Origin of the sequence: Anabaena sp. CCY 9402-a (assembly GCF_963920945.1) — a bacterium.
In the GTDB taxonomy this organism is placed as follows: domain Bacteria; phylum Cyanobacteriota; class Cyanobacteriia; order Cyanobacteriales; family Nostocaceae; genus Trichormus; species Trichormus minutissimus.
The window spans coordinates 34550-57456 of sequence record NZ_CAWUDL010000019.1 but is presented as its reverse complement, the minus strand read 5'-3'; the positions used below and the strand labels follow the sequence as shown (position 1 = coordinate 57456).

The window sequence follows — 22907 nt, the reverse complement described above, 5'->3', positions numbered from 1 at the left end:
GTAGTGAAACTAAAACTATTGGCTTTTGTACACTTTATTCTTCTCCGGGTTCAATTATCCGTTGAAACAGATAGCCAGTACCTCGTGCTGTGAGAATCAATTCGGGGTTACTGGGGTCATCTTCTAATTTTGCGCGTAAGCGGGAAATATGTACATCGACCACACGGGTATCTACGTGACGTTCTGGTGTATATCCCCAAACCTCTTGCAGAATTTCAGAACGGGAAAAGGCTTCTCCAGAACGGCTGACTAGCAATTCTAAGAGGCTGAATTCCATACCTGTCAATCTGATGCGCTCATCGCCTTTGTAGACTTGACGCTTGTTGGTATCGATTTTGATATTCCCAACATGAATCACTCCCGAACTGGGAATACCAGACGCGCCGGTTTTATCTACTCGTCGTAGCACTGAGCGAATCCGTGCTTCTAGCTCTTTGGGAGAGAATGGTTTAACTACGTAGTCATCAGCACCCAATTCTAAACCGGTGATGCGATCGGCTACGTCACCCAAGGCTGTTAACATAATAATAGGTACGTCTGATTCTTTACGTAACTCTTGACAGACACCATAACCATCTAGTTTTGGCATCATCACATCCAAAACTACCAAGTCAGGATCAGACTTACGAAAAGTTTCTAATGCTTCTTCTCCATCGCCGGCTGTGACTACATCGTAGCCGATCATCGAAAGGCGCGTTTCCAAAATCCGGCGAATGCTGGCTTCATCGTCTACTACCAGAATTTTTTCTTTATGACTTTCCAAGTTTCTCAACGCTCCTTAACTAAAATTTCTCATGATTAATTTTTAATACCATAATATTAAGATATCATTCCCTCAATTGATTTGGAAAAAGCTGCAAATCCTTCTATTAATGGGATTTTTAATTAGACCAGAAATTAAGGAAAAATTAACATATTTAATAATATTTAATATTTAACAATGGCAAAGCCTAAAACTTTTTACATTTGTAACGAATGTGGAGCAGAATCTCCCCAGTGGTTTGGTAAGTGTGCCGCTTGTGGTACTTACAACTCCCTAGAAGAACAGATTAGCATTCAATCTTCAGTAGATATACCCAGTGGGGGAGTAAGTGCTTGGCACGCAGCACAAGGCCATGGGAAAACTGGTAATAAGCCAAAACCAGCAAAACCAAGAGCTTCCTTAACCTTTGACCAAATTAGCGATCGCCAACTCACCCGTTGGGAGTCTGGTTATGAAGAATTGGATCGGGTGCTTGGTGGTGGAATAGTACCTGGTTCGATGGTGCTAATTGGTGGCGATCCGGGTATTGGTAAATCTACTTTGCTTTTACAAGTATCCAATAAATTGGCTCAGAGATACCGTATCCTTTATGTTTCTGGGGAAGAATCAGGACAACAAGTTAAGTTAAGAGCTTCTCGCTTAGGAGTGACAAACCTGCTCAATGTTGTTAGTGATGAAAATTCCGAAGAAGAAAAAGCAGTAGCATTGGCAGCAGTATCACCGGAAGGTATCGGTGCAGATTTATACGTCTTGCCAGAAACAGACTTAGAGGAAATTTTGAAAGAAGTAGATTCTCTCAAACCAAATGTAACCGTAATTGACAGTATTCAGACTGTATTCTTCCCGGCTTTAACCTCAGCACCTGGTTCAGTAGCGCAAGTCAGGGAATGTACGGCGGCGTTGATGAAAGTGGCAAAACACGAAGACATCACAATGTTAATAGTGGGACACGTCACCAAAGAAGGAGCGATCGCCGGTCCGAAAGTTTTAGAACACTTAGTAGATACGGTACTGTATTTTGAAGGCGATCGCTTCGCCTCCCATAGATTATTAAGGACAGTCAAAAACCGCTTCGGTGCAACCCACGAAATCGGCATCTTTGAAATGGTAGAACATGGGCTGCAACAAGTTCTCAACCCCAGCGAGTTATTTTTAGGCAACCGTGACGATCCCTCACCGGGTACAGCTATTGTCGTGGCGTGCGAAGGGACTCGTCCCATTGTCGTAGAATTGCAAGCCTTAGTTAGCCCCACTAGTTACCCCTCACCGCGTCGGGCTGGTACAGGTATAGATTATAACCGCTTAGTGCAGATTCTCGCCGTATTAGAAAAGCGGGTGGGGATACCCATGTCGAAACTAGATTCTTACGTTGCATCTGCTGGGGGTTTAAATGTGGGAGAACCAGCCGTAGATTTAGGAATTGCCATTGCCATTGTTGCCAGTTTCCGCGATCGCATCGTTGATCCAGGTACAGTATTAATCGGTGAAGTCGGCTTAGGCGGACAAGTGCGGGCTGTTTCCCAGATGGAACTGAGGTTAAAAGAAGCCGCTAAACTAGGATTTAAGCGAGCGATTATTCCTAAAGGTCAAAAATTCCCCGATTTTGACATCGAAGTTTTACAAGTCTCCAAAGTCATAGATGCAATTATTGCCGCCATTCCCCATCAAGAATTGACAGACGAAGATTTAGATCCAGATGAAGAATAGGTGACAGGTTACAGGTGACAGGTTACAGAAGTATGAAGAAATAATTTTTTCTTTCCCCTACACCCTTACACCCCTACACCCCCATACCCCTACTAAACATGACAGCCATCATCACCCCTAACTACCAAATCACTTGGGAAAAGCTACCCGATGATTACAAGCTACCTGATGAACCAGTGGACAACATCAACCAACCATTTCTCGCCGCAGCACTCACCCAAAGCCTGGAACTAGCGGGAAAACTGCCACTCAACGCGCTGTCACCTACAAATTATGGCATTTGCGCCACATTAAATGGTAAAACTATCGTTAAAGCCCCAGATTGGGCATATATTCCTAACATCAAAGTCAGTAGAGAAGAAGTAACCCGCAGTTACACCCCTCAATTAGAGGGAGACATCCCCGTAATTGTTATAGAATTTTTGTCTGATACAGATGGGAGCGAATATTCTAGTAAACCCACTTACCCCCCTGGTAAATGGTTTTTTTACGAGTGTGTCTTAAAAGTACCTAATTACGCCATTTTTGAACCCAATACAGGGGAGTTAGAGGTATATCGCCTAGATCAGAAGACAGGTAGATACAGCCCACAAACCCCCAACGAAAACCAACATTACTGGATAGCCGAAATGAATCTCTACCTTGGCGTATGGCAAGGTACGCGTGAAAATCGCACAGGTAATTGGTTACGCTGGTGGAATGAAACCGGACAACTATTATTATGGGGTTCAGAGTTAGTTGAACAAGAACGCCAACGCGCTGAACAAGAACGCCAACGCGCCGAAAGGCTAGCAGCACAACTACGCGCCGCCGGAATTGAGCCGCAAGATTAGACTTATCGCCTATTGTCGTGGATCTTCTGGTGGAGGATGAAAACCTGCTTTTATCCAAAGTTGTCGAGATTTTTGAATGAAGCGATCGCTACGACGTTGATCATTTAAATCTAATCTATTACAAGTTGCCCGACCTGTAGATGTAATACCAATAACTTTTGTAGCGTCTGCTGACCAAATAAAGTGTTCAGACCATTTTTGCTGACGGGGATTAAATAAGGCTACTTCCTGGTTAGTTTCTGCGTCAATTCCCACCGTAAAATTATAATGACGTTCGTTACAGCGACGACAAGCTAGAGCTAAATTATCCACATCATCAGAACCACCTAAAGATTGTGGATAAATATGATCGATTGTCAGAGGAGAAGTGCTTAATGATTCGGAATAATGGCAGTATTCACAACGGAAGCCAGCACGTTTACGGATAAACTCTTGGATATGATTAGGAATTGTCATGTCTGAGATGCAATGATGGCATTGATGTAGCTAAAAATTTCGTCTAATTCCCCAATCGCTTCTAGTTCAGCCGCTTCTTCTGGTGTGAGAGAGTCTGCTTTTTTTCTCTCTAGCAATTCTTGCATCCGCAAACCCAATTCGTCTGTAAATTTAAAAAGATTCAAATTATTGACTTTTTCGACTCGGATACCAGTCGTTAGCCAAGATGAAGGTTTAACTACTGCTGGTGTCATAATTTTATGGCGATTGAATATATTGCTATTGTAAGCTTCATCCCTAGCACCTTAAATCTTTCTGGCTACAAGAGTAAGTTTTGCCTATGCCAAAATAGAATATCAGTAAAACTACGGTTTGACCTATGGTGTGGAATCCAGGGCGGCAGTTATTTGGCGATCGCTACATAATCGAGAGAAAATTGGGTGAAGGTGGCATAGGCATTACCTACTTAGCAAAAAATCGATGCGGTGAATTGCGAGTTATCAAAACCCTCAGAGAACAAATCCTCAATCATCCCGCCTGGATAACCAAGCAAGAGAAATTACGCTATGACTTTCGTGACGAAGCTTTGCGACTCGCTTTGTGTCGCCATCCTCATATCGTGCAGGTAGAAAACGTCTTTGATGAGGATAAGTTGCCATGTATGGCAATGGAGTACATTGAAGGTCAAGATTTGGGTGAGCAAATCACCGCAACAGGAGCATTGTCAGAAGCAGAAGCACTGCAATACATCCGGCAAATTGGCGATGCTTTAACTTTAGTTCACGAAAAAGGCTTGCTGCATCGAGATTTAAAACCAAATAACATCATGATCCGTGCGAGTAAGCCAGAAGCCGTACTGATTGACTTTGGAATTGCTAGACAATTTATTCCCGGTGGAGTCCAACAACATACACAAAATCTTACCCCTGGTTATGCACCTCCTGAGCAGTATGTACCCGATGCGGAACGTGGAGAATATATTGATGTTTACGCCTTAGCCGCCACATTATATTCTTTGCTGACTGGAGATTTACCGATGCCAGCACCAGCTAGACTACAAAACTTTACCCTCAAACCACCAAAAGACTTTAATCCCAGTATCGGTGACAGGGTGAATGATGCAATTATGCGGGGTATGGCTTTAAATTACAAGTATCGTCCCCAGTCGGTGCAGGAGTGGTTGGATTTGTTGGGTGCAGGGACAGTAGCACCAACACAGTCAGTAAAATCTTCACTTCACCTACCTGCATCTTGGGAATGCGCCCACATCATCCCAGGTATTTCTGGAACAATAGCCCTTAGCCCCAAGGGAGATATCTTAGCCAGTGTAGCCGGTAAAGTTATTCACTTATTTTCATTAACTACAGGTGAACTTCTCCCCATCCTCACTGGTCATTCCGCCTCAGTTAATTCCGTAGCTATCAGCAGTGATGGGCAATTCTTGGCTAGTGGTAGTGAGGACAAGACTATCAAACTGTGGGATGTGGCAACAGGAACAGAAATTCATACCCTAACTGGTCATTCCTACTCGGTTAATTCCGTAGCTATCAGCAATGATGGGCAATTCTTGGCTAGTGGTAGTGAGGACAAGACTATCAAACTGTGGGATGTGGCAACAGGAACAGAAATTCATACCCTAACTGGTCATTCCTACTCGGTTAATTCCGTAGCTATCAGCAGTAATGGGCAATTCTTGGCTAGTGGTGGAGACAAGACTATCAAACTGTGGGATGTGGCAACAGGAACAGAAATTCGCACCTTCACTGGTCATTCCAGCAGTGTTTTTTCCGTAGCCATCAGCAGTAATGGGCAATTCTTGGCTAGTGGTAGTGGGGACGAGACTATTAAACTGTGGGATGTGGCAACAGGAACAGAAATTCGCACCCTCTCTCGTCATTCCAAACTGGTTCGTTCCGTAGTCATCAGCAGTAATGGGCAATTCTTGGCTAGTGGTAGTGGGGACGAGACTATTAAACTGTGGAATGTGGCAACAGGGAGAGAGATTTGCACCCTCACTGGTCATTCTAAAGTGGTTCGTTCCGTAACCATCAGCAGTGATGGGCAATTCTTGGTTAGTAGTAGTAGAGACAACACTATCAGACTGTGGGGACTATCAAAACACTGGCTACAAAAGATAAAAGTTAGAGAAATTCGCACCCTCACTGGTCATTACGGCTCGGTTGATTCCGTAGCCATCAGTAATGATGGGCAATTCTTAGCTAGTGGTAGTAGGGACAAGACTATCAAACTGTGGGATATGGCAACAGGAACAGAAATTCGCACCTTCACTGGTCATTCAAAATCGGTTGTTTCCGTAGCTATTAGCAGTAATGGGCAATTATTGGCTAGTGGTAGTGGGGACAAGACTATCAAACTGTGGGATATGGCAACAGGAACAGAAATTCACACCCTCACTGGTCATTCAAAATCGGTTTTTTCCGTAGTCATCAGCAGTGATGGTCAATTCTTGGCTAGTAGTAGTTATGACCAGACTATCAAACTGTGGAATGTGGCAACAGGAACGGAAATTCGCACCTTCACTGGTCATTCAAAATCGGTTGTTTCCGTAGCTATTAGCAGCGATGGGCAATTCTTGGCTAGTGGTGGGGACAAGACTATCAAACTGTGGGATATGGCAACAGGAACAGAAATTCGCACCCTCACTGGTCATTCCAACATGGTTAATTCCGTAGCTATTAGCAGCGATGGGCAATTCTTGGCTAGTGGTAGTTGGGATAAGACTATCAAACTGTGGGATATCGCAACAGGGAGAGAAATTCGCACTCTCACTGGTCATTCCAACATGGTTAATTCCGCAGCTATCAGCAGTGATGGGCAATTTTTGGCTAGTAGTAGTTATGAAAAGACTATCAAATTGTGGGATATCGCAACAGGGAGAGAAATCTGTACCCTCAGTCATTTTGATGGCGTTTTTTCCGTCGCCTTGAGCCGCGATGGCAATTGGCTGGCGGCTGGAGATGGTAGCGGCAATATCAAAATATGGCGACGCAGCTAGTTTGGCAATAACAGCGTCACAATAGTAAATTAAGACTTGCAAACAATTAATTTGATGTCATAACAATGCTAGAAATCACCAAAAATTATGTGATGGACGAAAATCAGCAACCTATTGCTGTACAAATTCCCATAGCTGAATTTGAGAAAATTGAAGACATTTTAGAAAATTACGGCTTAATCAAACTCATGGCAGAGTCAGAAGACGATGAACATCTCACTAAAGATGAAGCCTGGAAATATTACCAATCATTAAAACAAAATAATGTGGAAAGTTGAATATACTAAAAAGTTCTTAAAAGAATTAGCAGATTTACCACAAGATATGCAAGCTAGGATTGAACCAATAGTCTTTCAAGAACTCGAATCAGAAAACCCCTTTGATTTAGGCTATTTGCAAAAAATGAAAGGCTACGATGATAAATATAAAATTCGCGTAGGTGATTACAGAATAGGTATTAGTGTTGACAAAGAGACACAAACATTAATCTGTCAAAGAGTCGCACATCGTAAAGATATTTATAGAACTTTTCCTTAATACAATCTCTTTGAGATATTTCATATGAATGCTTGCGTTATATGTAAACAGGGCAACACTCAACCAGGATTAGTGACAGACTTTCATAGCTGAAAACTCTCTTTCCCCTACTTCCTACTCCATCTCTAATATCAATATTTATGCAGTTCCACTTATGACTACCTTCCCTAGATACATTCCCCAATCTGACCCACCCCTTCCTGCGTGGGAAACCCTACCTACAATGTATGATTTACCTAGCGACAACCCAGAGGACTCAGGTTTGCCAGACGATTTTCACTTTTTATCACGAGTCGCCTTGAGTAAAGCGATACCCATTGGTACAAACGGCAAACCTGCACCTATTACTTGCGCCATCGGTGAACACAACACATCTAGTAAAGAAGATGAGTTTTGTAGTACAGGTTTTAAGACTGCTAAACTAGCACCCTGTTCTTGCAGAGTTTTTGCAGCCTCTAAAACCGCCTGACTACCTTCAATGGCTGTGTTCACACTCTCTTGTATAGAGAAAGACTCCCGAATATTCTGCCAAATTTGCGATAAGCGTTTGCTCATTCGCTGCTACCCGTGTAATTACTGCTGATATAGAGCCTAGGGTAACATTTTTAGGCAAATTAAACGTGCTACGTCTCTACAATCTCCCTATTCCCCACTACCACCTGATTCCTAAAGTTGGGATATTGGCGATCGCACTCATGGGCTTTTTTGACAATGTGGTTAAATAAAATATTAGCCATTTTTAATTGTCTAAACACCTGGTGCGGGTCGGAAAGATGTGTTTGAGGTAACTGTTGTCCCAGTTCTTTCAGCACTAAACCAATAGGGACATTGATGTCATCTTGGAGTTTGAGATGGCGTGTAAGGAATTTACCATAGGCTGACATCAGCGAACCTACTCCGCCTCTAGCCTGTCCCCAACCAATAAAATATAGTCCTTTGTAATCATCGAAAAACGCACCACCATAACATTTAACTACTGATCCTTCAACGCGCTGAAGTTCTGAGGGTAGAAAGGGATAAGCAACGTAGTAACCAGTACCACAAACAATTAAATCAAATTCTTCTCGACTACCATCAACAAATTCTACTTCTTCACCATCCAAACGACTTACAGCAGGTTTAGGAATAATTCGTCCATGTTTGATGTAGTAAGGAACTTCGTTATTTAAAGTCGGGTGTTTCTCGAAAATGCGGTGCTGGGGTTGGGATAGACCATAATCTTTGTGTTTGCCAAAAGTCAGACGGATGATTGCATATGTTATCAGCCTTTGCCACCATTCGGGCATCCACCATTTAATGACATCAGCAACGGGAACGCCAGCAAATGTTTTGGGAATGAACCACACTGATTCACGCATACTCAAAACACACTTAGCACCCACACGCGCCGCTTCGGCTGCGACATCACAGGCGGAGTTACCACCACCAATCACTAAAACTCGTTTACCACGCAGTTGATTAGGGTGCTTGTAATCTTTGGTATGGATAATTTCCCCGTTAAATTCTCCCTGGAATTGGGGAAACCGTTTGCACCAGTGATGACCATTGCAGATTAATACTCCTTTATACAGACGGTGTTCCCCGTTATTTAAGGTGACTTCCCAGAGGTTATTTTCTACTGGACAGACATAGCTAACTGTCCGATTCAGTTCTATATGCTTCCGCAAATCAAAATGATCAGCAAAAGAGTTTAAGTAATCCCGCATATTTTGTGCGCTGGGGAAGTCGGGATAACTATCCGGCATGGGAAAATGGGTAAATTGGGTAATCTTGCGGGAAGAGACGATATGTGCAGTTTCATACACTCCGTGATACCAATTACCACCTATATCATCACTGGCATCTACTTGATCATAGGGGATATTATCAGCCTGGAGTGCTTGCGCCATACCTAATCCCACAAATCCAGCCCCGATAATTAGATGTTTGTCAGTGGTAGCGACTAGGTTTTGAGTTTTACTTAAGTTACTGACTGTCACCACTTTTTAATCTCCTACCAAACCTAGCATTAATCCAGTCAATTAACTGGGGAAAATATCTTTTGATCAGATGGATACGTTGAGCTGTTTTATCTGGAAATACGTGCAGTTGATTGCGAACAATTCCTTGTATCGTTTCACGCATGACATCGGCTGGGTCTGTCACCAAATCTTCTGGAAATCCCTGAAATTCTTTAGCTAGAGTTCCATACTGTTCTGACTCCAGAATAGGAGTACGGCTAAAGAAAGGATAAACGGCTGTTACTTTAACATTGTAGTCTTTGACTTCGTTAAACAGCCCTTCACTAAACCCACGCAAGCCAAATTTGCTGGCTGCATAATGAGCCATCCCACCAAATCCTACCCACCCGGCTAAGGAAGAAATATTAACAATATGACCCTGTTGACGAGCAATCATATCAGCCGCAAACAAGGAGCTTAAGCGCATTGGTGTTAGTAGATTTATCTGCATGAGACGTTCCCATTTCTCACTAGGAACTTCATCCATACGACCAAATAAGCCAATCCCAGCATTGTTAATCAAAATATCAACGGGGATATCTAGAGCTTTCACCTGATGATAAAGGGTTTCACATCCCTCGCGTGTAGCCAAATCAACATTCAGATAAGCTAGTATCTCACCAGTTTTTACTTCCTGTTGAATTTCTGCAACTCGCCCCCTTAAGACGGCTTCATTTATATCCGTTAATATGAGTCGGCTACCAGCTTTTAATAACTGTCGGGTTAGTTGCTGTCCAAATCCACCGGATGCACCGGTAATGAGAATAACTTTCTGGGATAGTTGAGTCAAGTCGCTGCGCTCCAATTCAAAATTCGTCTTGAAAAGTTTCCTACGGCGGGAAACCCGCCTACAGAACTTTTCGCAAAATTCAAAATTCAAAATTCAGATTAAATTTTAGGGGATTTGAGGGCGGTTAATAGTAAGAGTGACCAAGGTACTTTAATATCAGGGATGAGCCAGGAATGTTTTCTGAGGCTAGGTAGGGCAGAAGGGATGAGAAATCGTAGTGAGCGTAGGGATGCAGGTAGGTTGCCATCTTGATCTACGATTCTGTATTGTTGAGCTAATTCGGCGACAATCTGTACGCGTCCTGTACGGCGGATGATGTTTGATTCTGTAGCTAATTTAGCTATTACCCGTCCTGTGAATAAGGGAGTTTCCCAGTTGTATCGCTCACTGATGACTGAGGTTGTTTGATTATTGGTATTTTGCTCCGCCATTTCTGAGGCGAGTTGGGAAAAGAGTTCTGTACCCACGATTCCTGGCCAGATGGAAACAGCAGTAATATTGTATGGTTTTAACTCTACAGCCATATCAGATGTGAGGCGATCGCAGCCGGCTTTCCCAGCACCATAAGCTGCACCAAATATATAAGACAGACCACCCCAAGAGGAAATATTACAAATCAGCCCCTGTTTTTGCTTGGCCATGATGCGGCTAGCAAATACACTGGCTATATAATGGCTACGCAGACCAACGTTGTTACAAGCATCCCACAGACTCGGTTCACATTCCCAAAAGGGTTTACCTTGAGCATCCGTTAATGCCGGGACTCCTGCATAAACGTTATTTACCAGTAGGTCGAGTTGTCCCTGTTGTTCATCTTGGATACGCTCAAATAGTAAGCGCACCTGCTCATCATCGCTGTGGTCTACCTGCACGGGAATACACACACCACCAGCTTGTTCTACGGCTAATTGCGTCTCACTCAGACTACCTGCAATATCATCGCTAGCGTTTTGGTTTAACCTGCGTCCTGTAATATATACAGTCGCTCCTGCTTCACCAAGTGCGATCGCAATTCCCTTACCAATACCCCGCGTCGCACCTGTGACTAACGCCACTTTCCCCTCAAGGTGTTTCAGACTAGACATTTTGCCACCTATCCATTAACCTAGTGCAAAGGTTATCAGGAAAGCGATCGCCATAGATACCCAAATTTAAGCAATCACATAACTAACCGCAGCTTTTGACCTAGATGATGCGTCAATGGTGTCAAATCCGCTTATCACAAGCAAATCTATACTAGTGAGAAAAGAGGAGTGATTCTATATTTAGTGTATTTACGCCAACATTAATGATATTCGCAACTAATCATAGCATTAATTGATCAGCTTACTGAAAAGCTTTGATTAAAAATTGACATTTATGCCAAATAGAATTAATCTCATCCTTCATGAATTAGCCCAAATTTTCAGCCTGGTTACTTACTCTTGGCACATCATCATAGTCTAATCAATCGACAGGAATTATAAAACCTGGAATTGGATACTAGCAAAAACTTTTATTTAATGCAATGTTAAGATGCCGTTAACTAAATTTTAACAATAGTTAATAAAGGGATGGATATTCTAAGTAAGGAGCTATAAATTTTTGAATAACGAGTGTTATATCATGTTAAATTATCAAAGTTTCAATATCACAACGAACCTATATTTGCAGCAGTTAGTAAGGACATTGGTAAATGCCTAAGCAGAGTCTTCATACCCAAAATATTGATCGATTTTTAACAACTAACCCAGTACAAGTTACTGACAAATTTAGAAAAATATTAGAATTTTGGTGGCTAACATTAATTGAATCAGTGCCGTTTTTGTTAGCTTGTGCTGTATTTTTAAGCGTAGTTAGCTTAAAAAGCCCTTTCTTGCTATTTTGTTTATTGGCTGGTAGTTTAATCGTCATAGTAATTCAACAAATTGGGCAACAGTCACATCTACCAAAACGTTGGTTGATCATCTGTCAGATTTTAGCTGTAGCTATGATCATGAGCCTGTTTTGGTTAGATTATTTTGCCGCTCCGGCTCAAGCACAATTTTTTAAACGAGCGGAAGATTTTTTTAGAACTACATTAACCGAGGGAGCATCAAGCAATAATAATAGCCAAGCCGCAGTTAGTTTAATATTTAATGTGTTACGTGCCATTTATTTACTGTATATAGCTGTAGCTTTAATTGGTGTCATCAACGCAGTTCGTAAAGATGAAGACTGGCAAAGTATAGCTAGAACGCCTCTATTAGTAGTTGTGGCTGTGACTGTTGCAGATGTTCTCACAGGATTTATCATTGGTGATGGTAATAAATGAAATAAACTATAGTTAGTTATGTCTGAGGAACGACAGCAAGATTTTCGCCCAGTCAATCAGATTTTAGGCTCTCAGCCATCCTTAGGCCCTATTCCTGCCGATCAAATATTTCCTTGGACAGTAATTGTTCTAGCATCATACTTTATCATCAATGGAATTTTTGGGGGATTATTCCAAGATGACTTTCAACGATGGTTATGGACTGCATTAATTGCTGGTTGGGGAATAGCAACTTGGTGGATATTAAGTGGTGGTAGGAGTTGGCGTTTTTTAAGTAAATTCATCGGAGTTCCCACTTGGACAAGAGGCTTTGCTCGTTATCAAAGCTTGTTAGAAGTTAACCATGAAGCAAAAAATCGGAAAACAAAGCGTCGGTATCGCCGGACAAGAAAGTAGATTAACGCCTTTTGAAGATGCTCTGCATTTGTCAACCATGCTACGCATTTTATTAGATGGGCGTGATGTTGGCGCATATATTTTAACTAAAGGAACTCAAAAAGATAGATTCTGCTTTGTTTTTGGTTTTGAATGTCGAGGTATCCACACCACCCTCAGAAGTGAACAAATAGACACGATTTTTAACAATATTGAATCTGGATTAAAAGACATCCCCGAAGGGGAAAGAATGACATTACACATGGGTTCGTTTAGTTCTGATGAACAGCGACAAACAGAACTGACAGACTTAATTAAATCTGCACCTTCGCGGGATATTAAATATTTATTGATGGCAGAAAGAGCCAGAATCAAAGAACTGACTAACGCGGGACTGCGTAAGCCAAAATTCCTCAAAATTTATGTGACATACACCATTGAACCAAATTCCACCAATGCCAATGATTGGATTGAAAAGCTATTAGGTCAAGCTGAAGGCTGGTGGTTAAAATTTAAGGGTGATCTTGCAGATATTGAAAATCAACGGATAGAAACAGTTATTATCAAAGCTTACCAACAAGGGTTTTGTCGTTGGGAACAATTGCTATCTAACAAAATGGGTTTGGATATTAAACCCCTGAATGCTGGAGAACTTTGGGAACATATTTGGCGGCGGTTTAACAATACCCAAGCAATACCAATTCCCCAGTTAGTTAACTTAGATGAAAACGGACTGCACGAAGAAGTCTCTTCAGACTTACCTAGTACAAAATTGCTGATGGAGAATATCCACAGTACAACCATGCTGATGGATTCTAGCGTACCTTGTGCCGATCGCAGATGGGTAAATGTCAACAATAAGTACATTGGGGCGTTAACTTTCTTAGAAAAACCCGGTGGTTGGCCGAATAAATTTGCACAACTGCGGTATTTATGGGAACTACTCGCCAGAGAAACAATAGTAGATACAGAAATTGTTTGTGAACTAACAGCAGCAAATCCAGCTTTAGTCAAAACTACCTTGCAGCGAGTGCTGAAGCAGTCAAATATGACAGCAATGATGGCGCAAGAAAAGAGTAGAACTATTGATGTAAATGCCCAATTAAAGTTAAAAAAATCCGTTGCAGCCCAAGAACAATTATATGAAGGTGCAGTTCCCATTTATACGGGAGTAGCGATTTTTGTCCATCGTCCCACAGTGGAAAAATTAGACGAGGCGACAAGATATATTGAGAACTGTTTCCAACGTCCAGCCCAGGTAGTGAGAGAAATAGAATATGCCTGGAAAATTTGGTTACAGTCTCTACCCATAGTTTGGGAAGGTTTATTAGTCAAACCTTTTAACCGTCGTCAGTTGTATTTAACTAGTGAAGTCGCGGGGTTGATGCCTTTAGTATTAACCAAAGCTGGGGATAAACAAGGCTTTGAATTAATAGCCGAAGAAGGCGGTACACCGATACATCTAGACTTATTTAATCAGCACAAAAATTTAGCTTTATTTGCTACCACCCGTGCAGGTAAATCAGTATTAGTTTCGGGAATTTTAACTCAAGCCTTGGCGCACGGTATTCCTGTAGTTGCCTTAGACTTCCCCAAACCAGACGGCACATCAACTTTTACCGACTATACCGAGTTCATGGGAGGGAACGGGGCTTACTTTGATATTTCTAAACAATCCAATAACTTATTTGAGCAACCAGACTTGCGATCGCTCGATCCTGAACAACAACGCGATCGCCTGCTCGATTATACCGCCTTTTTAGAATCAGCCCTAATGACAATGATATTAGGGTCATCCAGCGATAATCAACTCCTCACCCAAACCGTGCGTTCTCTAATTAACTTAGCGTTAACTGCCTTTTTTGCTGATAGGGGCATTCAAGAACGCTATCGCATGGCCATAGAAGCAGGCTTCGGTTCTCTAGCTTGGCAAAAAACCCCTACCCTCAAAGACTTTTTGTCTTTTTGTTCCCCCGAACATCTGCAACTAGATGCTGTCAGTGGCAGAGTTGAAGATGCACTGAGTCAAATTCACCTCCGGTTAAGATTTTGGCTATCTAGCCGTGTCGGACAAGCCATCTCTGCACCATCCAGCTTTCCTACCGATGCACAACTATTGGTATTTGCACTGCGAAACCTCTCTGATAACGAAGATGCGGCTGTACTCTCCTTGAGTGCCTATTCCGCCGCCTTACGCCGTGCTTTAAGTAGTCCAGCTTCCATATTCTTTATTGATGAAGCTCCAATTTTATTTGAATTTGACCAAATTTCTGACTTAGTGGGCAGAATGTGCGCTAACGGGGCAAAAGCCGGGATTAGGGTGATCTTATCAGCCCAAGACCCCGATACCATCGCTAAATCTAGAGCCGCCTCCAAGATTTTACAAAACCTCTCCACCCGATTAATTGGGCGGATTCAACCAGTTGCCGTAGATAGTTTTGTCAGCATCTTGAAATATCCCCGCGAAATTATTTCCCGCAACGCCAGCGAAAGCTTTTTCCCACGCAAAGAAGGAGTATATAGTCAATGGCTGCTAGACGATAATGGTATCCCTACCTTCTGTCGTTACTATCCCGGCTACGAACAATTGGCAGTAGTTGCGAATAATCCCAATGAACAAACTGCACGTCAACAAGCAATGCAAACTTATAGCAATAAATATGAAGCAATTTCTATATTTGCCCGTCAGTTAATCGCTTCATTGCGAGGTAGTTAGTCTTATCAATTCAGATTGTCGAGAAATATAAGTATGTAACTCCGAGGATAGGTAAATGAAAAAAACTATTGCATTTACGTTAGCTTTTTCCGCCTTATTAATTTTGCCTGCGATCGCACAATTAGGTAAAGTTTGGGTAGACTTTCAATATTACTCTACAGACTTTCAAAACTACCTGAGCAATAACCTCAGTGACAGTTTAGAAAATAACTCACAAAATGCGCTGAATAATTCTCGTGGTGATTTGAATCTACCTAATCCAGTAGATGCAGGAAAACAAGCCCGGCAAGGTATTTTATTTTTTAATTCTATCCCTGATAAATTTGAAAACAATCAAGCAGTGCATTCTAATTCAGTAAGTAACGAAATCAATCGAGTAATTACTCGTAGTTCAGTAGTAGGTGTTTTAGGTAGAGATGCCCAAATCAGAACAAAAAATAAGCTGGAAAATACCGAACGCACCATAGACAATATTACTAATATTTATAATGACTCTAATAGTATATTAAATAAAATTGGCGGTATTTTAGGTGGTGCTAATACAGACAACATTGTCAGAACAGAAGAGTCCAACTTACAGCTTCAAAGTATTAGAATCCAGAGTGAACAATCAAAAATAATAGCTGAAAACTTAGCCCAAACTTTGCAAACGAATCAATTTATTCAATACTCCAATTTAAACTTAGCCAACATTTCCCAACAAATGGAAGAATCAAATCGAGCGAGGAGATTAGATTCAGCCACAGAAGCATCCAGACTATTACGCACCACTTCCCAGATAGAATTATTTGGTACAAAACCAGAGAATTAATCATAAATACCAAAGTATACAGATAAATATGTATGACTACCTTTGCGCCTTTCCTACAGAACGCTCCGCGAATGCGCCTACCCTTCGGGAACAACTCCGTTGAATGCGCGAAACAAATCCTAGCTGAAATTGGCATCACCGACACCCTAAATAGTGGTGCAACAACTGCTCGCCGCCTAGCCGAGAGTTGGGACAATCAATGGCTAGACTTACTACAAAATGATACCAATAACAACCTCTATGGAGCATTAACCAACTTAGGTGTATTCTTCGCCGTTGGCACACTCCTATTTTTCATGATGCAATGGCTCAAAGATGTTATTCACAGTGAATATTCCCGTCCGATATCGGCACTTGTCTGGCCTTTTATAGTCGTAGTGCTATTAAGTAATGCTGGTAATGGTAGCATTCTGTCAAATTTGACTTTGGGAGTCAGAAATTTTATTAATACAGTGAATCAGCAAGTAATTACTACAGCCAATGCCAATCAAGTTTATCAGCAAGCATTAAATATGAGTGTAGCCGAAGAAGTAGCTGGTTCATTACTACGTCCTTGTCAGTCACTAACTGGAGAACAACAAACCCAATGCTTAACTAAAGCCAGTGAGAGAATTGATAACCTCTGGAGTGAATATAGAAATTTATACGGTGATCAAACTTGGATTAGTAGACTAGAAACTCAAGTTAATCAAATTAGATTCGGCACAGGAATTGTTACTGAAAATAACTTTAATTCCTTGTTAGGTAATACGGCTCAAACCACGATTAAAAACTTTTTAATCTCCTTGCAGTTTGCTTTTCAAAATTTAATTGAAGCTACTATGTTGCTAATAGCAGCTTTAGGCCCTTTAGCTGTAGGTGGTTCTTTACTACCCGTTGCTGGTAAACCAATTTTCGCTTGGATAACAGGATTTTTAGCGGCGGGAATTGCCAAAATTTCCTTCAATATTATTGCCGTCTTAACTGCCGCAGTGATAGTGAATGGCCCAGCACAAGACCCTAATGCTAATCCTGATTTAATGTGGTTTATCATCTTTTTAGGAATCTTAGCACCACTATTATCTTTAATTTTGGCTGGTTTAGGGGGAATGTCAGTATTTAATGCTATTAGTAATTCATCGGAATTAGTCAGAGACAGAATATAAAAAGATAGGGGTAAAGTAGCGATGGCTAATTTATTGACGAGAAAAAAAGAACAAAAAATTAGTGCTTTAACAGTATTTGCGATCGCCACTTTTGGTTTACACTTCTTAGTATTATTAATTTTTCTGGTACAAGGTTTGAATATCCGCCAATTGAGCCTGCGAAAACCCCCTACTTTTGTGCAGACAATTGATGGTCAACCGATTAATAATATTGATGAATTAGCTAGAGAACCCCAAGCTATTCGTCAGTTTGTCAGTAAAACGATGATGTCAATGTTTAATTGGTCAGGAACTTTACCCCCACAAACTATTGAAGAAGTCGCCAAACCCAAAACCGACACGGGAATTTTAGTCAGAACACCAACCGGTGGTAGCCAAAAGGTTACTACTAGCAGTTGGGTAGCCAGTTTCGCCATCTCTGAAGATTTTCGCAAAGGTTTTTTGAGTGTGGTAGCTGACATGACTCCACCAGAGGTTTTTGCTACTAACCCCAATCAAATTATGACCGCACAACTAATTATCAAGCGAGTCTATCCCCCCGTACAAATCTCTCCTGGTCAGTGGCGGGTAGGGATGGTAGCTGACTTGATACAAAAAAAACAAGCTGATGGTCAAAGATTAATTACACCTTTTAATAAAGATTTATTGGTACGTGCAGTAGATTATTTTCCCTATCCTTTAGTAGAAAATAGCACCGACTTGCAAAAAGCCATTTATAGTAGTCGCACTGACAAATTAGAAATTTATGAAATTCGGAATTTATGTTTGATAGATAACTATAACAATGGAGATGCAAATCAATCAAATCCATGTACAAATGATAGTTTCATTAAATAAATTCAAGACTATTTTTTCTCTGTGTCTTCCCTGCGGGACGCTCCGCGAATGTGCCTCTGTGGTGAAAAAGATTTAACCCCAGAGACACAGAGGCACAGAGTAAGACAGCTTCTATTCTCTAGTCACTCTTATTATGCAATTACTGAAATCTGAAACTAGAAAAAGTAGTATTCTCCCTCTGTTGGCTGTCGGCACATTTGGGTTACACCTGTTTACCTTACTGTTGTTGATGTTTCACGGGTCGATGTTAGAGCTATTAAATCAGCGATTAACACCGCGCAGTTTAGTGCAACTTGTCAACGGTAATGCGATTACAGTAGACCCAAAATCAAGTATAGAGAGACATCCAGAAACAATTCGCCGCTTTGTGGGTGAAACCATGACTCTGATGCTCACTTGGTCATCCAAACAGCCACAAGCAACCATCTGGGAAACTAGTTCTTCGTTATTAGCTAGTAATTTTCAATCAAAATTTTTATCTGAGATTAATAATTTGAATTTCTCTCGGAAATTTGGCAATACTAATAGAAGTGATGAACATATATTCATCATCCAGAGAATTTCCCAGCCAACCCCCGTTGGTGAGGGAAAATGGAAGGTAGAAATTTTAGCTAATCAATTAATTTTTAATAATTCTGACAACTTAGGTAGGTCAATTTCCTTTAATAAACAAGTTTTAGTAAGAGCTATAGATGAATCAGTAATTTCTCTACCCCCTACACCCCTACCCTGGCATTTAGCTGCTTACCGTTTGGGTGAAGCTCGGTTAGAAATTTACAATATCTGCGACCTCGAAGACAAGAACTGTTCAGGTAATTCCAACTAAGCATTACACCATGACTCCCTATTCTGCTATTTCCGAAACACCCCCGAAACCACTCACCCCTTTAACCACTGAGGATTACCAATTAGATGATTGGGAATCAAAGATGGCGAAGTTGGTTGGCTTGGAAGAAGAATCTATAGATGTTAATCGTCAATCTCTGGGAGATGAAGTATCTCCTTCTGCACCACAAGCAGCTCCAACAGAACAACCTCTAGCCTCTAATCCCTTCGCCAAATTAGCCTTAGTGGGTACGGCTACCTTAACTATCGTGGTGGTGGCTGGGATGTTTTTATCGCAAATGATGAGCGGTAACAATCAAAAGCCAAAACCTATAGTTGCGTCACCCACTCCATCACCAGTGGCCAATTTATCTCCAGAACCAAACCTAGAGCAAGAAGTAGAAACCCTCAAGACTAAATTAGCTCTGGCTGAACAAGCCCAGGCGGTGAAGACTGCACAACAAAATCTGAGAAATGCAACTACACCTCCAACTGTCTCTCCCACTGTACAAAATAACCCTCGTGCAACAACTGATAGATTGTCGGCGCAACCTGCACCACGGACTGTGATAGTTGAGCGAGTTGCAGCCAACCCCTATTTACCCCCACCCATCCCTGTAGCAAATTCTGCTATTCCACAGCTACCACCACCCCCCCCAGTGCAACCAACGACTGCACCACCCACACCCAACCCCTTTGGAGAATGGTCAAGGTTAGCCAAGTTGGGTAGCTATGGAGAGGTAAATATTGGTGATGCCCCTAGAGTAACGGCCTCTGTTCCACCACAGGAAAATAATAGCTATGTTCCACCCCAGGCTGTAAATCCTAGGGTATCCGAATCACCACAAAGAACAGCTCCAATCAGCCAAGCAAGATATCAAACCCCTAAATCTCTCAAGGTAGGAACTAGTGCCAAAGGTGTTTTGGCAACGGCTGTGTTTGGTGAAAATACTAGAGGTAGAGGGAATGAGAGTAATAACGACAATCCCAACTTGTTTGTTGTGCAGTTGCGAGAAGCACTTAAAGACGGAGAAGGCGCGATCGCTTTACCTGCTAAAACTGAGTTATTAACCCAAGTAACCTCGATTTCTGAACAGGGTTTAGTCCAGATGAAGATAGTCAAGGTCATCATCCCAGATAACGGCAACCTCAGAGAAAGAGACATACCTGAAAACGCCCTCCTCATCCGTGCTTCTGGAGGTCGTCCCCTGATAGCACAGCAATATCCCAATCGCAGCTCATCAATAGCCTCAATGGATACAGGATTATTTGTGTTAGGTGGGATTGCCAAAGCCGCAGAGTTGTATAATCGCAACGATTCCACAGTCACTACTGGTACAGGTACTGTTACTATTGTCACCAACGACTCCAACCGCAGAAACATCTTAGCTGGGGTAGTTGAAGGTGGTTTAAGTTCCGTTGTTCCCCAAATTTCCCAGCGCAATCAACAAGCGATCGCGCAAATGATGCAAAAAAGCAATATTTGGCTGCTATCTGCTGGAACTGAAGTTGAGATATATGTCAATCAATCAATGCAATTTTAAAATGAAAGAATGCAAGCTTACGCACCCTCTTTCCCTAACGAATACCTGGTTACATCGTCATTTCTGCAACGGTGTTTCTCTGATATTTGCAGGAGCAATCTTATTATTAGCAGGTCGTGCTACAGCTAATAACGCTGTTCTCCGGTCAATTTTTTCCTGTCAAGCGCAGGGTTTAGGGGGAGTTGTACCTACTATCAAAGTTTGGTATCAGCAAGGAACAAACTTAAGCTTTATCCCCGCAGGCGAAACCATTAGAAAGGTTTGGCTCAACGACCCATCACAAGTAATATTAGACTTTGATGGCCCTATGTGTATGCAGTTTGGTCAAGAAAGTGGTGCTACAGGAGATTGTAAAAACTCAGGAGCTAATGTCATTCAACTGCGACGCATTGCCAAACTGAAAATTCCCGGATTGCCCAACACTAATAATACACTTTTAACAGTAATTACCGAAGCTCAAGGTCAACCAAAACTATACACTTTTAGAGTTCTCTATGGAAATGAAGAACCGGAATATCATACCTTAGCAGTTTTTGCTGATCCGTCTCCTGGTGGAGCATCATGCGTCAGAGTTTCTCGCTAAGGAGTATTAATTAGATGCAGAGGTTGGTAGAGAGTTGATATGTGTGTAGGTTTTTTACAGATAAAGTAAATAAATGCCAGAAAAAAATTTTGAATTTTGAATTGGGATAAAATTCGCCGTGGTGTGAAAAACCTACACCTGCAACTTTTAGTAAATAGTTCAGTAATCAATTTTGGCTAAAATTAAACAACGGTTGTCTTAACAAAAGTACATTTTTGCGCTTGCGCTTATGCTTATTTTTAACAGTAGTTAGATAATTATCAGCATAGCGGAAAGCAGCTGCACCATCGTAAGCAGCGATCGCGATCGCTTGAAAGAAAACTTTGGTAGGGACTTCTTCATCGGATAGCTTTTCTGTCAAAATCAATAAATCTCTATCTGTTGCCGGAAAAGTAGTCTCTTCTGACCATTCGGGATCGTAAAAAATATCTTCAATTACAGCTTTGGACATTTTGCACCTCCCCAAAAGCAAAAGATGCAAAACCTGTAATAAAATTTAATTGCTGTTCTCGTGTTTGTAAGTTGTCAGGAAGTTCGTTATCGCTACATCCAATTTCCTTAAGAATTTCTAAACAATAAGTTCTCAGCTCGCTACATGAAGCATTTTCCCATTTGAGACCTACCTCTTTAGCTTTTTGTACATTGCATCGAATGACATTAGTTACAGGGCTAATCATAACTGTACCCTCATAAACTTGATGATTGCAGTGTTGATCGAAACCACAAATTAGCGTAACCGTGTTTCTGCGGAATTTATGAAGATGGGATACTAAACCATCAGCGCATTTGCGGAAAATAGATTTGAGGCGATCGCGGTTTCCTCTTAAAAATATTATTACATTCACAAAAAATCTTATAAGTGTTGCTGGTATTACACTGAGTATTTACTCAGTAGTAGCGATAATTTTTTGCCGTGATTTTACTGATACAAGAACCTCTGTCTGAAGTAATAGAGAATTATTGATTTGAACTTATTTAAAGTTATGCCTTTTAGCAAAACAAATAAATCTATTTAGTCGATATATCACAAGAATGATTTTATTTTTTAGATGAATACAATAAATTTATTTCTATGGGTCGATTTTTAATATAATTTTTTCAGTAACAATATAATCATTGCGTAAACCTTGTTAGCCAAAATATCCTGAAACACAATTAATTTATTATTTGCCTATTTAAATCATATAGGAAAATAGCAGGATTTTTCAACAGGGTTTAAACAATCATAACTTTCTCAAAAAAGATAGATAGAAACTATGTTTTAATTCAACAAAATTCTATCAAGTCAATTAAGTTATGAGTTTTGCAAAATGTAATAGAGGATTAACAATGAAGATTTTTAGCTCTGTTCTAAGCCAAGTCAAGTTTTTAATTATCGCCTTTACCTGTGCGTTGCTATTGTTATCTAGCACCATTCCAGCTTTTGCAATTGAGAGCTACCAAAGCGAATCAACAGAAGGTACTACACAACTTCTAGAAACACAACGCCAAACTGACGAAATGGCTAAGTCTCCACCTGCCACACTGAAAGAAGTGCAAAAAAAATCCAACGAGGGACTTAATGAAGTACAAGGGGCTGCTGATATCGATAAGATGAAGCGTCCAGCAAATTCCCAAGGTGCAACTTCCGTAGAAGATGAAGTTAAGAGTTTCTTAGAAAAAGTTACAGGTAATAAGTAATTAGGTGACAGGTGACA

The 22907-nt window shown here is 41.2% G+C and carries 24 protein-coding genes and 1 pseudogene; 16 read left to right on the top strand and 9 right to left on the bottom strand.

What is annotated here, in order from left to right:
* Positions 1–34: 34 nt before the first annotated feature.
* Entirely contained in the window at positions 35–763 is a 729-nt protein-coding gene (gene rpaB, locus ACM0OR_RS09415; RefSeq protein ID WP_011318678.1) for a response regulator transcription factor RpaB, read from the bottom strand.
* 177 nt (positions 764–940) lie between these two features.
* Between rpaB and radA the strand changes: the two genes are divergently transcribed.
* Together radA and ACM0OR_RS09405 are read left to right on the top strand one after the other, a co-directional pair.
* A complete protein-coding gene (radA, locus tag ACM0OR_RS09410) occupies positions 941–2470 on the top strand; it encodes a DNA repair protein RadA (protein ID WP_414576011.1) in 1530 nt (509 codons plus the stop codon).
* A 98-nt stretch (positions 2471–2568) separates the two neighbouring features.
* On the top strand, positions 2569–3303 hold the full coding sequence (locus ACM0OR_RS09405) for a Uma2 family endonuclease (protein WP_414576010.1): 735 nt from the start codon (positions 2569–2571) through the stop codon (positions 3301–3303).
* A gap of 9 nt (positions 3304–3312) precedes the next feature.
* Here ACM0OR_RS09405 and ACM0OR_RS09400 read toward each other — a convergent pair whose 3' ends face one another.
* Both ACM0OR_RS09400 and ACM0OR_RS09395 read right to left on the bottom strand, forming a co-directional pair.
* On the bottom strand, positions 3313–3759 hold the full coding sequence (locus ACM0OR_RS09400; RefSeq protein ID WP_414576009.1) for an HNH endonuclease: 447 nt from the start codon (positions 3757–3759) through the stop codon (positions 3313–3315).
* A complete protein-coding gene (locus ACM0OR_RS09395) occupies positions 3756–3992 on the bottom strand; it encodes a hypothetical protein (RefSeq protein WP_414576008.1) in 237 nt (78 codons plus the stop codon). Before ACM0OR_RS09395 ends, ACM0OR_RS09400 begins: the two co-directional genes overlap by 4 nt.
* Positions 3993–4117: 125 nt before the next feature.
* Here ACM0OR_RS09395 and ACM0OR_RS09390 point away from each other — a divergent pair, with 125 nt between their 5' ends.
* The 4 genes and pseudogenes from ACM0OR_RS09390 to ACM0OR_RS09375 all read left to right on the top strand — a co-directional run.
* Positions 4118–6754 (top strand): protein kinase domain-containing protein, encoded by a 2637-nt coding sequence (locus ACM0OR_RS09390; protein ID WP_414576007.1) that lies wholly within the window; start codon positions 4118–4120, stop codon positions 6752–6754.
* A gap of 65 nt (positions 6755–6819) precedes the next feature.
* Positions 6820–7032: a hypothetical protein gene (locus tag ACM0OR_RS09385; protein WP_414576006.1), complete on the top strand. Its 213-nt coding sequence runs from the start codon at positions 6820–6822 to the stop codon at positions 7030–7032.
* Positions 7019–7291, top strand: coding sequence for a type II toxin-antitoxin system RelE family toxin (locus tag ACM0OR_RS09380; protein WP_414576005.1), 273 nt, complete (start codon positions 7019–7021; stop codon positions 7289–7291). The genes ACM0OR_RS09385 and ACM0OR_RS09380 overlap by 14 nt, the downstream gene beginning before the upstream one ends.
* A 154-nt stretch (positions 7292–7445) precedes the next feature.
* Positions 7446–7592 (top strand): annotated as a pseudogene (locus ACM0OR_RS09375) (Uma2 family endonuclease); the annotation flags it as partial.
* Here the strand turns inward: ACM0OR_RS09375 and ACM0OR_RS09370 are convergent.
* The 4 genes from ACM0OR_RS09370 to ACM0OR_RS09355 form a co-directional block, all read right to left on the bottom strand.
* Complete coding sequence (locus ACM0OR_RS09370) at positions 7568–7648, bottom strand: hypothetical protein (RefSeq protein WP_414576034.1); 81 nt, start codon at positions 7646–7648, stop codon at positions 7568–7570. The pseudogene ACM0OR_RS09375 and the gene ACM0OR_RS09370 sit on opposite strands and share 25 nt — an antisense overlap.
* 266 nt (positions 7649–7914) lie before the next feature.
* Positions 7915–9273: a flavin-containing monooxygenase gene (locus ACM0OR_RS09365; RefSeq protein WP_414576004.1), complete on the bottom strand. Its 1359-nt coding sequence runs from the start codon at positions 9271–9273 to the stop codon at positions 7915–7917.
* Positions 9257–10081 carry an SDR family NAD(P)-dependent oxidoreductase gene (locus ACM0OR_RS09360; RefSeq protein WP_414576003.1) on the bottom strand — a complete coding sequence of 275 codons (825 nt, stop codon included), beginning with the start codon at positions 10079–10081 and terminating at the stop codon, positions 9257–9259. The genes ACM0OR_RS09365 and ACM0OR_RS09360 overlap by 17 nt, the downstream gene beginning before the upstream one ends.
* A 98-nt stretch (positions 10082–10179) precedes the next feature.
* On the bottom strand, positions 10180–11157 hold the full coding sequence (locus tag ACM0OR_RS09355; RefSeq protein ID WP_414576033.1) for an SDR family NAD(P)-dependent oxidoreductase: 978 nt from the start codon (positions 11155–11157) through the stop codon (positions 10180–10182).
* 599 nt (positions 11158–11756) lie between these two features.
* On the opposite strand from ACM0OR_RS09355, the gene ACM0OR_RS09350 reads away from it, so the two are divergent.
* From ACM0OR_RS09350 to ACM0OR_RS09310, 9 genes are all read left to right on the top strand, one after another.
* A complete protein-coding gene (locus ACM0OR_RS09350; RefSeq protein ID WP_414576002.1) occupies positions 11757–12374 on the top strand; it encodes a hypothetical protein in 618 nt (205 codons plus the stop codon).
* An 18-nt stretch (positions 12375–12392) separates the two neighbouring features.
* Positions 12393–12770: a hypothetical protein gene (locus ACM0OR_RS09345; protein ID WP_414576001.1), complete on the top strand. Its 378-nt coding sequence runs from the start codon at positions 12393–12395 to the stop codon at positions 12768–12770.
* Complete coding sequence (locus tag ACM0OR_RS09340; protein ID WP_414576000.1) at positions 12718–15465, top strand: hypothetical protein; 2748 nt, start codon at positions 12718–12720, stop codon at positions 15463–15465. The genes ACM0OR_RS09345 and ACM0OR_RS09340 overlap by 53 nt, the downstream gene beginning before the upstream one ends.
* 55 nt (positions 15466–15520) lie before the next feature.
* Positions 15521–16276, top strand: a complete 756-nt coding sequence (locus ACM0OR_RS09335) for a hypothetical protein (RefSeq protein WP_414575999.1) — start codon at positions 15521–15523, stop codon at positions 16274–16276.
* Between the two features lie 71 nt (positions 16277–16347).
* Positions 16348–17421 (top strand): hypothetical protein, encoded by a 1074-nt coding sequence (locus ACM0OR_RS09330; RefSeq protein WP_414576032.1) that lies wholly within the window; start codon positions 16348–16350, stop codon positions 17419–17421.
* Between the two features lie 21 nt (positions 17422–17442).
* A complete protein-coding gene (locus ACM0OR_RS09325; protein ID WP_414575998.1) occupies positions 17443–18258 on the top strand; it encodes a hypothetical protein in 816 nt (271 codons plus the stop codon).
* A gap of 133 nt (positions 18259–18391) precedes the next feature.
* The gene (locus ACM0OR_RS09320; RefSeq protein ID WP_190705332.1) at positions 18392–19084 is read left to right on the top strand and encodes a hypothetical protein; all 693 of its coding nucleotides are present in this window, start codon (positions 18392–18394) and stop codon (positions 19082–19084) included.
* Positions 19085–19094: 10 nt separating this feature from the next.
* Complete coding sequence (locus tag ACM0OR_RS09315; protein WP_414575997.1) at positions 19095–20627, top strand: TrbI/VirB10 family protein; 1533 nt, start codon at positions 19095–19097, stop codon at positions 20625–20627.
* A 1-nt stretch (position 20628) separates the two neighbouring features.
* Positions 20629–21210 (top strand): hypothetical protein, encoded by a 582-nt coding sequence (locus ACM0OR_RS09310; protein WP_414575996.1) that lies wholly within the window; start codon positions 20629–20631, stop codon positions 21208–21210.
* 166 nt (positions 21211–21376) lie between these two features.
* Here the strand turns inward: ACM0OR_RS09310 and ACM0OR_RS09305 are convergent, their stop codons facing one another.
* Both ACM0OR_RS09305 and ACM0OR_RS09300 read right to left on the bottom strand, forming a co-directional pair.
* Complete coding sequence (locus tag ACM0OR_RS09305) at positions 21377–21661, bottom strand: hypothetical protein (protein WP_190705339.1); 285 nt, start codon at positions 21659–21661, stop codon at positions 21377–21379.
* On the bottom strand, positions 21642–21887 hold the full coding sequence (locus ACM0OR_RS09300; RefSeq protein ID WP_414576031.1) for a hypothetical protein: 246 nt from the start codon (positions 21885–21887) through the stop codon (positions 21642–21644). Before ACM0OR_RS09300 ends, ACM0OR_RS09305 begins: the two co-directional genes overlap by 20 nt.
* Before the next feature lie 652 nt (positions 21888–22539).
* Here ACM0OR_RS09300 and ACM0OR_RS09295 point away from each other — a divergent pair.
* Positions 22540–22890: a hypothetical protein gene (locus tag ACM0OR_RS09295; RefSeq protein ID WP_414575995.1), complete on the top strand. Its 351-nt coding sequence runs from the start codon at positions 22540–22542 to the stop codon at positions 22888–22890.
* Positions 22891–22907: the final 17 nt, after the last annotated feature.